Consider the following 10,714-nt stretch of genomic DNA (forward strand, 5'->3'; position numbering starts at 1 on the left):
CGATGGGCGCGCCCGAGCGCGCCGCCGCCCCGTCCGCCTCCGGCAAGCCCGCCCCGGGCCGCCCGGCCCCGGACGGCCCCGCGCCGACGGACGCCGACCGCTCCCGGCGTGCGCGCGTCCTCGCGCGCCGCCGCCGCACCACGAGCGTCCTGTTCCTCGCCTTCACGCTGGGCACGGCCGGCGCGGCCATCGGCGGCCTGGCCTTCCTGTGGGCACCGGCCGTCCCGGCCGCCCTGCTCAGCGCGTACATCGCCTACCTGCGCAGGCAGGAGCGGCACCGCTTCGCCTTCGTCATGGACCAGCGCGGCGCCGAGCTGGCCGCCCAGCGCCTCCGCGAACGCCGCCCGCCCGCCCGACCGGCCCCGAGCCCGGCCGCGCCCGCCGAGCCGCCCGCCCGTACGGAGCCCGCCCCGCCCGCGGCGGACACCTCCCACCCCGCCCCCCGGCCGTCGTCGCGCGAGGCGGGCCGCCGCGCCCTGGTGGAGCAGACCGACCACGCGGAGTGGGTCGACCAGCAGCGCGACCGCGGCCCCGCCGCCAGCGAGAGCTGGGAGCCGGTGCCGGTCCCCCTGCCGACGTACGTCACCGCGCCCGTGGCCCCGCGCGCCCCCGGCGGCGTCGACCTCGGCGCCTCCGACGCCTGGAGCTCGGCCCGCTCCAGCCCGGCCGGCACCCCCTCCGCCCCGGCCGCCGACCAGAACCCCCCACCCCGCGGCCCGCACGGCCGCACCCCCCTCTTCGACCAGTACGCCCACCCGGCCCCGGACCGCGAGACCCCGCCCCACGACCCCGGCCTGGACCGCCCGCGCGCCGCCAACGAGTGACGCCGCGCCCCGCCGACCGCGTGTGACCAGCGCGGGAACGGATTTCCGGACCGTGCGCGGGGGATGCTAGAGTTTCACTCACTGCAAGGGCCTGTGGCGCAGACCGGTAGCGCACCTCGTTCGCATCGAGGGGGTCAGGGGTTCAAATCCCCTCAGGTCCACAAGGTCGAGGGCGGAGTGTGCTCGCGGAAAGCGCGAGCTGCTTCGCCCTTGTTGTTTTTGTTCGGCTTTGCCTCGCGCGGCGGGGGCTTCGCCACCCGCACCCCCGGCGGGGTGTGCTCGCGGAAAGCGCGAGCTGCTTCGCCCTTGTTGTTTTTGTTCGGCTTTGCCTCGCGCGGCGGGGGCTTCGCCACCCGCACCCCCGGCGGGGTGTGCTCGCGGAAAGCGCGAGCTGCTTCGCCCTTGTTGTTTTTGCTCGGCTTTGCCTCGCGCGGCGGGGGCTTCGCCACCCGCACCCCCCGTGAGGTCTTCCGGGGGCAGGCTCCGGGGTCGGAGTAGCCGGGGGCAAGGTCCATACCAGCTCAGAGCCCCTGTCGAAGATCATCGACAGGGGCTCTTTCGTGCCGTACAGCAGCGGAGTACGGCAACTACTTCCGATCTCGCTTGTCCGGCTGGTCCGGGTGCGGTAGGCCCACCAGCGCGCTGGGGAACATGATCTCGACCATGGGCGACGGCGAACTGCACCTAGAGTGGTTCAGCCACCTCACTCGACGGCGAGGAGAGTCGCCATGCGGACCGGCATCGTCATGACAGCAGGGCCGGGTGTGGAACACCTGGCCGCCCGCGCGGAGGAACTCGGCTTCGACAGTTTCTGGGTGTACGACACGCCGATGGTCCACGGCGATCCGTTCGTGAGCCTCGCACTCTGCGCCAGGTCCACCCACCGGATCAGGCTCGGCATCGGTGTCACCTCACCGGCACTGCGTTCCGCGCCCGCCGCGGCGGCGGCCGTCGGCAGCCTCAACGCCCTCGCCCCCGGTCGCATCGTCTGCGGGGTCGGCACCGGCAACACGGCGCGCCGTACGCTCGGCATGCGGCCGACGAAGATGGCGGAGCTGGAGTCGTTCACGGCCGCCCTACAGGATCTCACCGCGGGCCGCGAAGCGGACTACCGCGAGGGGACCCGGTCCAGCAGGGTGCGATTCCTGCACGTCGGGCCGTACGTCAACACCGAGGCTCCCGTGGAGTTCGTCGTGGCCGCGTTCGGCCTGAAGGCCGCTGCGGTCGCCGGCCGGCTCGGCGCGGGAGTGATCTCCTTCGGGATGCACGACCCCGCGGCCTGGTCCGCCCTCGGCCAGGCCCGGCGGGCGGCGGCGCGGGACGCGGGCAGCGCCGAGAAGACCCGTTCGTATCTCATCTCCTCCCTGCATGTCCTCGCCGACGGCGAGGACCGCTACGGCGATCCGGTCAAGGACTCGGTGGGGCACATCGCACTGGGCGCACTGATCCTCGGCGCGGAGGACCCCGCCTTCCGTGCGACCCTCCCTCCGGAGGAGGCCGCGGCTGTCGACCGTCTGCTCCGGTTGCGCGGCACCAGCCTCACCGATCCCGCGCTTCACCAGGCGCTTTACCGCAACTACCTGGGGCGGCTGTCCGCCGGGGACCGCGAGCTCATCGTGCCCTCCCTGGTGGACCGATTCGGCCTGGTCGGTACCAGGGACGAGGTCACCGAGCGGATCAACGTGCTGGAGAAGTCGGGGGTCGACGAGCTGGTGATCCAGCCCGTTGTGGACCCGGAGACCGAAATGGCCGAGTTCGCACGGCTGCTGGCCTGACACTCGGCGAAGGACGGCCGTCGGATCGTCCAACGGGCCGCTTGGGCTGTTCGGCGTGGTGGCGGGCCGGCTGCCTGTCCGGAGCGGGCCCGGGCGGCGGGCGCGGTGTCTCAGGTCAGTTCGAGAAGGCCCCTGCGGACCGCTTCCGACACGGCCGCCGCCCGGTTGTCGACCCCGAGTTTGCGGTAGATGCGGACCAGGTGGGTCTTGACGGTGGCCTCGCTGAGGAACAGCGCCTCGGCGATGGCCCGGTTGCTGCGGCCCTCGGCCATCAGGCGGACGACCTGGATCTCGCGGCGGCTCAGGTCCTGGTCGGGGCGGGCGACGTGGCCGACGAGTTCGCCCACGATCTGCGCGGCGAGGCCCACGGAGCCGGCGGCCGCGGTGCGGACGGCCTGGAACAGTTCCTCGGGCGGGCCCGCCTTGAGTACGTAGCCCCGGGCGCCCGCCTCCAGCGCACGGACGACGTCGGACCGGCCGGCGTAGCTGGTCAGCATCACCACCGCCACGCGCGGCGCCTTCGAGGCAAGGCGGCGGACGGCCTCGACGCCGTCGATCCCGTGGGCCGGGCCGGCGAAGCGGAGGTCCATCAGCGCGACGTCCGGCGTCAGGCGGGCGGCCAGGCGGACGGCCTCCTCGCCGCTGCCGGCCTCCGCGATCACGGCCAGGTCGGGTGCGCCGTCCAGCAGGGCGCGCAGTCCGGCGCGTACGACGGCGTGGTCGTCCGCGATCAGCACGCGGAGCGGTTCGGCGGTCATGAGGCCCGGGCCGTCGCGGCGGTGGCGGCCTCGGCCGGCTGGAGCCGGGGCCGCGCGGACACCGTGGCGCGGAGGGTGGTGCCCCGGCCCGGGGCGCTGCGGACGTCGAGTTCGCCTCCGCATTCACGCAGGCGGGCGCGGGCGGCGGGCAGGCCGAAGCCGCGATCCGCGCGGGGGGCGGCCGCGAACGCCGGGGCCGGGTCGAAGCCGGCTCCGTCGTCGGTCACGTCGAGTTCCACGTGGTCGTCGTGGCGACGCAGGGTGACCAGGACGTTCGCCGCTCGGGCGTGTTCGCGTACGTTCGCCAGCGCGCTCTGCGCGACGCGGAACACGGTGGCGGCCGCGCGGTCGTCGAGGGCGGGCCGGTGCGCGCCCACCGAGGAGAACCGGACCCGGGTGCCCTCCGCCTGGGTGCGGGCGCACAGCAGGCGCAGCGCGTCCTCCAGGCCGGCCTCGGCGACGGCGGACGGCGTGAGGTCCCGGATGATCCTGCGGGTCTCGGCCAGGTTGGCGCCCAGCCCGTCGGTCACGGCACGGACCCGGGTCCGCGCGACGTCCGGCCGCTGCTCCCAGTCGCGTTCGGCCGCCTGGAGCAGCATCAGGCTGCCGGAGAGCTCCTGGGCCAGGGTGTCGTGCAGGTCCCGCGCGATGCGGGCCCGCTCCGCCAGCACACCCGCCTGCCGCTGCTGCCGCGCGAGCGTGTCCTGGGTGTCCCGCAACTCCTCCACCAGGCGCTGGCGGACCGTCGCGTCCCGCTGCTGGGCCCGGTACAGGGAGACGGTTCCCCACACGGCCGCCACCGGGAGCAGGACGACCTCGGCGTCGAACCGGTCCGTGGCGTGGACGAGTGCGGCGGCCAGCACCGCGGTGATCGCGGCCACCGTGGCCGCGGCGGCGCGGGCGCCGAGGGCGCGCAGGGCCGCGCAGGCGAGCGGGACCGCGCACCAGACGTAGGCGGCCTCCAGCGGTGGCGGGGCGAGGAAGACGAGTGCGGTCCACAGCAGGAGCAGTGCCGTGATCCACGTCCGCCGGCCCGGCGCGCCGAGCCGGTCCCACCACGTCAGGCCACTCGCGTACACCAGTGCCAGCAGCCCGCTGAGCGTCACCGTGGTCCAGCACCACGGATTGCCGTCGAGCCGGGCGAGCCGCACCAGACCGGCGCCGACGACCAGGAAGAACACCAGGTGGGATACGTGTTCCAGGGTGAGCCGACCGCCGCGGGCGGTCAGCGGAGCGCGATCGGACACAGCGGATCCCCTTGGGCGGACTGATCCGGGCACGGGGCCCGAGTGTATCCGCCACCAGGGTATGGCCGGTGTCAGGAACAGCGGGGCCCGCGGTCCCGTCCGGCCCGACACCGGACGGGACCCACGGGCCCCGCTGTCCCAGCGGTCGTTACGCCCCGGGGTGCAGCCCGAGCCACCCGGGCGTGGGGTCGCCCTTCACCTCGCCGAAGTACAGGGCGAAGGTCTGCTTCCAGCGCTCGACCGCCGCGCGGTCGGCCATGAAGCGGGGGAAGCCGTCGAGGTGCGCGTCCGGGTACTCCCACACCGGCTTGAGCCCCGCCGGGGGCGTGACGTCGGTCCGTACCGACCAGCCGTTGAAGGACGCCTGCTGCCGGTCCGTGGACAGCTGCCAGTTCAGGTAGAGCTTGGCGGCCGCCGGGTTCCCGGCCTGCTTGAGGATCGCGGCCCGCTGGCCCCAGGCCATGAAGGGGTGGCCGTCGGCGACGACCCACTTCACGGGAGACGACGCCGGCGACGTCAGGGAGCCCGCGCCGCCGACGCCGATCGCCTTCTGCCCGCCGAAGACCGCCTCCGCCGGCGAGTCGCTTCCCCGGGCGAACCGCACGTCCTGCCCGGCGAGCGCGGCCACCCATTCCCAGCCGTACGTTTGCGCGTACAGCGAGTAGAGGTAGAGGACCGCGTCGTCGTCATGCGGGTACGACGACGCGATCCGGCCCTTCCACTTGGGGTCGGTCAGGTCGAGCGGGCTCGTCGGGGCGTCCGAGCCGACCGCGGAGACCGCGTACAGGAAGCTGAAACCGATCACCGCGATCGCGACCCAGGCGCCGTGCGGGTCCCTGAACCTGCCGTGCACCTTCGAGAAACCGGCCGGCTTGTAGCGCAGCAGGTGCCCCTGCTGTGCCCAGCGGGTGAAGTCCTGGAGCGTCTGGAGCTGTACGACATCGGGTACGAGGGTGCCGGTGGCGAGCTGGTTGTCGACGCGCACGTCGTGGTACTTGCTGTAGTCGACGATCAGCGTCAGGTCTATCTCGGGGAAGCGGCTTTGGAAGGCCGCCTTGGTGGCGTCCTGCTGGGGCGCACGGTCACCGCCGGCGTAGACGACGAGCTTGCCGCCCTCCGCCAGGGCCGCCTGGTACAGCTCGTCGAGGGTCCTGGTCTCCTCGGCGACGGAGGCGGCAGGCCGGGGCCCCGCGGACGAGGCGGCCAGTGTGGCCGTGGCGCCGAGCGCGCCGATTCCGAGGGTGGCACCGGCTCCGGTGGCGAGTGCGCGTCGTCGGCTGAGGAGGCTGGACACTTGGCAGGATCTCTCTGACGGGGGGTGAGGCCATGGGCGGGAATCCGGCGCCATGATCGGTAGCGATTCTCGTGCCGCGCAGAGGCTGTTCGCGTCGACCGTACGGAGCGGAGAGCGCGCGGGAGATGGAAGCCGCGTTCGACCGGACGGTTGAACGGCGTCGGGGCGCGTCGTCGCCGGGTCGGGCCGCGTCGGGTCGGCTCCCGGCGGGGTAGGCCCGCGTCCGGTCGCCCGTGTCGCGTCGGCCCGTGTCCCGTCGGACGGCGTGGGTCAGGAAGCCGACAGTCCTTCGATCGTCTGGAGCTTGACCGTGTAGGCCAGCGTCAGCCCCGGCGGCGCCGAGCACTCCACCACGGCGTTCGGGCCCGACGCGACGATCTGCGGCGGGTCCCACCCGGTCGGCACCGAACCCTCGGCGGAGCCGAAGGAGTCGAGCACGCGGGTCTCGGGGGCCCAAGGGGCGGCCGTCCCGCCGGTGGTGGTCAGGCCCTGTTCGACGACCCACGTCGCGGCCCGGCCCGCCGCGTCGGTCGCCATGACCTCGGCGCGGTAGCGGCTCGCGCCCGCGGCCAGGGGGACGGCGGCGAGCCTTGCCGGAGTCGCGGACGCGGTGCCGCTGCCCTGGGTTTCGCGTTCCCGGGCGCCGATCCGGCCGGTGGTGGTGTCCAGGGCGAACACCCAGTCCCGGCCGCCCTGCCACTGCGTCTGCCCGCTGTCCGTCGTGGACACGCAGCCGCCGAGGAAGGACACCATGTTCGCGTGCTGGGGCAGGGTCCAGGGTTTCGCGGGGTTGGTGGCGGCGCCGATGATCCGGACCGGCGTCGGGCCCCGTCTGCCGGTGAACACGATGTTCGCCCGGGCGCTCCTGCTCGGGCGGAACTCGCAGTTCACGAAGGTCGCCGCGCTGGGGAGGCCCTGGGTCGAGGAGAAGGGGACCAGTGATTCGTCGATGATCACTGGCGGGCAGTCGAGCTGGGAGAGGAAGCTCGTCTCCAGCACCGAGCTCTCCAGGGTGAACTGCGCCAGGCCGGTCGTCGTCACCGCCGCCTGCCAGGTCTGCGGGTGGTTCGCGACCGACTCCGAACTGATGGCGATCCCGGTGCCGTGGAAGAAGCCGTAGTACGCGCCCGTCGCGTTCAGCAGCAGCGGCACGATGGAGCGGTGGCTGCCGATGTACCAGTCGCGGGCGGTGACGCTGACGACGCCGGTCGCCACGAAGTCGTACTGGGTGCCGGCGGTGGACAGCCGGTTGACGCTGGCCAGCCCGCTGCCGCCCAGGGTGAGGCCGAGCCGGGAGGCGTTCACGTAGAGGTGGTCGACGTCGGCGAGGTAGGAGTTGTTCCGCAGCCTGATCCCGTCGCGTGAGGCGGTCACGCGGATATGGCTGAACGCGGAGTTGACCGAGAGCTGCCCGTGGATGCCCGCGCCGAAGAGGGACTGGAACTCCAGGCGCTGGACGGTCGTGATCGCGTTCGCGGGAATCCCGTCGCTCCACTGGTGCATCAGGAAGACCGGCGCGGGGTCCACGCTCTGGCCGGACCAGGTCGACCCGACGGTGAAGGCGTCGACGTCGCGGTCGAAGTTGATCAGCATGCGGGTGACCAGCCGCTTGGCCGGGTCGGCGGGGTCCGGTTTGACGTTGCCGGCGAAGTCGGCGGGGAACTTCGCGGTGGGCGCGGTGAACGTACGGGTCGCGGTGTCGCGGTCGATCACGAAGTCGCTGATCCGGATGGAGTCGATGCGGCCGGTGAACGACCGGCTGTAGTGCTGGTACTCCGGCCAGCTGCTGTAGCTCAGGGCGCCGAGGTAGACGCCTTCCTCGACGGGCTGGGTCAGCTTCGCCCCGGCGGGCGGACGCTGTCCCTGCGGGGGTTGCGCGGGTGGCAGTGCCGTGCCGGGCGGCCCGGCGTGCAGGTCGAGGTGGGTGCCGTCCCAGACGAGGGCGAGGTGGAGCGTCTGCCCGACCGGGAACGCGCCGGGGTGGGAGATGCCGTAGTCCCTGCCGTCGAGCCGGGCGGTGGCGGTGACCTTGATCTTCCCTGTCGTGCCGCCGAGGAAGATGCCGAACGCGCAGGTGCGGGCCTCGCTGATCAGCCGCCGCCCCGAACTCGTGAGGACCGGGCCGCCGCCCCCGCCCGGCAGTTCGTCCGGGCGCACCGTGCACGAGACCGAGAACGACGCGGCGCCGTCCATGTCGAGCGCCGGGCTGTCGCGGAGGTTGACGGTGTTGAAGCTCTTCGCGCTGAGGACGCCGGCCCCGCCGTTCCCGGTGAGCAGGGCGTCCGCCGTGGGCAGGTGTCCCACCGTCTTCGGCGAGACGCACAGCGCGGGGCCGTGCGGCCCGAAGAGCCGGATGGTGGTGGTGTGCTCGCTCTCGCCGCGCAGCTCGATCCGCCCTCGCTCGCGGTCGACGACCAGCGGACGGCTGACCCGGTAGTAGCCCGCCGGGAAGTACAGCACGCCGGGTTGCAGCGGGTGCAGGGATCGCATGGCGCGCGTGATGGCGTCCCAGTCGTCGCTCTGGTCGTCGCCCTTGGCGCCGAAGTCGAGGACGTTCGCGAAGTCGTGTTTCGGCGCCACGGTCAGGGCCCCGCGCGCGTCGCACGCGCCGACGACGAACGCGCCGTCCGGCACCGGGAACTGGCGCGCGCACCGGCCCTGCCCGTCGGCCACCACGGCGGTCGGCAGCCCGGGGCCGAGGCCCGTCACGCCCGCGGGCGCGACCAGCGGCGGCCCGTAGTAGCTCACCGTCCCGCCCGCCGCCGCCGCGGTGGCCGCCACGCCGGTGACCATCGTGCCCGCGGTGAGCGCGGCGTGCGTCGCCCTGGTCAGCTTCGTCGGCGCCTGCGGGTCCAGCGCGGGGCACAGCACGTCACCCGCCTGGACGTCGACCGCTACCACTGCTGTATCCATGGGATTCCTCCGGCCCCTCGTTGTGCCGCCGCGGTGTTGCGACGGTCGTGCGACAGATGGGACTGCTGGTTCGGGCGCGCAGTCGGCTGGGCTTCACAGAATGAGACTTCGAGCCGCCAGACGGTGACGCGCACCGCGCGGGCTATTCACTCGTACGGGTGATGTCTGGTCCGGTGAGCGGGACGGCTGCTGCCAACCGGCCCTGCCTGCCCTGGGGTTCGTGTCGCATGGGCTGTACGGGCGGGACGCCACACCACGTACCGGTCGGTCATGGCGAAGTCGTGCACCATGACCGCCTCCGGCAGGTCGACGGGCACGCCGCGGACCAGTTCGCCCGCGGCCGACAGCCGGTGGTACGTGGCGTACGGCGGCCCCGCCGAGCGCGCTGGACCTGAGCAGGGAACGCCGGTCTACGTGGCGTCGGTCTACGTGGCGACGTCGGTCTACGCGGTGTCGGTCCACGTTCGGCACGCCGGCACCTTCGGCTGGTCGGCTGCGTACGGCTGGCTGCGTACGCGCTCCAGCCTCCGCCGCCGGGGCCGGGGCCGGGCATCTGTCACGATGACCGGTCTCCCCCCGCGGGGCCGGGGACGGCGGGGCCGGGGTCGGCGGGGTCAGGCGGTGCCGATCTTCGCCAGGAACCGGCCGAGGTTGGCCTGAAGGCGCTCGATCTTCTCCTCCAGAGTGAGTGTCTCGGCGTGGCGCAGCTCGCCGCCGGTCTGCTTCCTGCCCCGTATGTACAGGGAGCAGGCGAGGTCGGCGCACAGGTACGTGCCGACCGTGTTGCCCTGGCGGCCCGCGGCGCCCGTGCGGGGGGCCGCGAGCAGGGCGACGCCGGTGCCGGGGTGCGGGGTCAGGCACAGCGAGCAGACCGTCGTCTTGGCCGCGCTGCGGTGGATTCCCTGCGAGGCGCGCAGCGCGACCCCGACGAGCCGGCCGCCGCGCTCGGCGATCAGGTACCCGCGGTCGGGGGCGCCCGGATCGCGCCAGCCGAGGAAGTCCAGGTCCGGCCAGGGGCGGGCGGCCAGGTCCCGGGGGACGCTGATCCTGCGGGCCTCGCCCTTCGAGCAGTTGACGAAGGAGGCGCGGACGGCCGGCTCGGTGAGGGGTTCCATGGTCCCGACGGTAGGGAGCCCGTGGTCCGGTGTCATCCGGTTTATCCCGGGCGGCCTCCTGCACGCGTGCCGCCCGGTCCACGCCTGCGGCGCGCCCGGGAGAGGCTGGACGCTCTCGTCTACGACTACTGGCCAGGTCTGCGGACGGTGGACGAGCGGCGTTTTCCCGCCGAGCAGGACGTGGTCGCCGACTTCACCGCGGCGGGCTTCGCCGTGCGGGAGACGACGTCGTTCGCTCAGCCGGTGACCGCCAGCCTTCGCGCGTACCACGCTCGCATGACCACGCGGGCGCAGTCGAAGTTCACCTACCTGTCCGACGTGCAGTTCGACGAGGGGCTTCGGCGTCTGGCGGCTGACGCCCAAGCGGAGTCGCCCGCGCGGCCGGTGCCGGTTCTGGAGCGCTACGACGTGGCAGTGTTCGCCCTCTGCTGAGGCGCGTCGGGCTGCGGGTTCGGCCCCCGGTCCCGCCGCAGGCGGGACCGGGGGCCGGGGCGCCTACAGCGACGCGCACGCCTCGTCGTGGAGGCGGTGGCCGCCCGCCGGGCGGCGGTAGCGGGCCGCGGGGGTCACCGGGTTGACCGTCCAGTCCGGGTGGCCCGGCATGCGCGGGGTCTTCGTGCCGTACAGCCACTCGGTGAGGAAGCCGGTCAGGTCCTGCCCCGACACCTCCGAGGCCAGCGCGATGAAGTCGCGGGTGCTCGCCGTGGAGTTGCGGTGGCGGGCGAGGAAGGCGTGCTCGACGCGGGTGAAGACCTCCTCGCCGACTAGATGATCAATTCCAAGGGGTC

General features: G+C 73.5%; 8 protein-coding genes, 1 tRNA gene and 3 pseudogenes. 4 read left to right on the plus strand and 8 right to left on the minus strand.

The features are described from left to right. Window positions 1–824: pseudogene (locus RKE29_RS23400) on the plus strand (hypothetical protein); the annotation flags it as partial. A gap of 87 nt (window positions 825–911) precedes the next feature. Further along, window positions 912–985, plus strand: a tRNA-Ala gene (locus RKE29_RS23405). Here the strand turns inward: RKE29_RS23405 and RKE29_RS23410 are convergent. Next, on the minus strand, window positions 977–1,273 hold the full coding sequence (locus RKE29_RS23410) for a hypothetical protein (protein ID WP_312007560.1): 297 nt from the start codon (window positions 1,271–1,273) through the stop codon (window positions 977–979). The genes RKE29_RS23405 and RKE29_RS23410 overlap by 9 nt on opposite strands. Window positions 1,274–1,552: 279 nt before the next feature. On the opposite strand from RKE29_RS23410, the gene RKE29_RS23415 reads away from it, so the two are divergent. Next, complete coding sequence (locus RKE29_RS23415) at window positions 1,553–2,599, plus strand: LLM class flavin-dependent oxidoreductase (protein WP_312007561.1); 1,047 nt, start codon at window positions 1,553–1,555, stop codon at window positions 2,597–2,599. Between the two features lie 110 nt (window positions 2,600–2,709). Here RKE29_RS23415 and RKE29_RS23420 read toward each other — a convergent pair whose 3' ends face one another. From RKE29_RS23420 to RKE29_RS23440, 6 genes and pseudogenes are all read right to left on the minus strand, one after another. After that, complete coding sequence (locus tag RKE29_RS23420; protein ID WP_312007562.1) at window positions 2,710–3,357, minus strand: response regulator transcription factor; 648 nt, start codon at window positions 3,355–3,357, stop codon at window positions 2,710–2,712. After that, window positions 3,354–4,604, minus strand: coding sequence for a sensor histidine kinase (locus RKE29_RS23425; RefSeq protein ID WP_312007563.1), 1,251 nt, complete (start codon window positions 4,602–4,604; stop codon window positions 3,354–3,356). Before RKE29_RS23425 ends, RKE29_RS23420 begins: the two co-directional genes overlap by 4 nt. Window positions 4,605–4,752: 148 nt before the next feature. Beyond that, a complete protein-coding gene (locus RKE29_RS23430; RefSeq protein ID WP_312007564.1) occupies window positions 4,753–5,898 on the minus strand; it encodes an ABC transporter substrate-binding protein in 1,146 nt (381 codons plus the stop codon). A 270-nt stretch (window positions 5,899–6,168) separates the two neighbouring features. Further along, window positions 6,169–8,811, minus strand: a complete 2,643-nt coding sequence (locus tag RKE29_RS23435) for a glycosyl hydrolase family 28-related protein (protein ID WP_312007565.1) — start codon at window positions 8,809–8,811, stop codon at window positions 6,169–6,171. A gap of 146 nt (window positions 8,812–8,957) precedes the next feature. Next, a pseudogene (locus RKE29_RS30845) lies at window positions 8,958–9,176 on the minus strand (hypothetical protein); the annotation flags it as partial. Window positions 9,177–9,425: 249 nt separating this feature from the next. Beyond that, window positions 9,426–9,926, minus strand: coding sequence for an FBP domain-containing protein (locus tag RKE29_RS23440; protein WP_312007566.1), 501 nt, complete (start codon window positions 9,924–9,926; stop codon window positions 9,426–9,428). A gap of 66 nt (window positions 9,927–9,992) precedes the next feature. On the opposite strand from RKE29_RS23440, the gene RKE29_RS23445 reads away from it, so the two are divergent. Further along, window positions 9,993–10,358: a hypothetical protein gene (locus tag RKE29_RS23445; protein ID WP_312007568.1), complete on the plus strand. Its 366-nt coding sequence runs from the start codon at window positions 9,993–9,995 to the stop codon at window positions 10,356–10,358. 63 nt (window positions 10,359–10,421) lie between these two features. Here RKE29_RS23445 and RKE29_RS23450 read toward each other — a convergent pair. Beyond that, window positions 10,422–10,714 (minus strand): annotated as a pseudogene (locus tag RKE29_RS23450) (M1 family peptidase); the annotation flags it as partial.

Source organism: Streptomyces sp. B1866 (assembly GCF_031932565.1).
Taxonomy (GTDB): Bacteria; Actinomycetota; Actinomycetes; order Streptomycetales; family Streptomycetaceae; genus Streptomyces.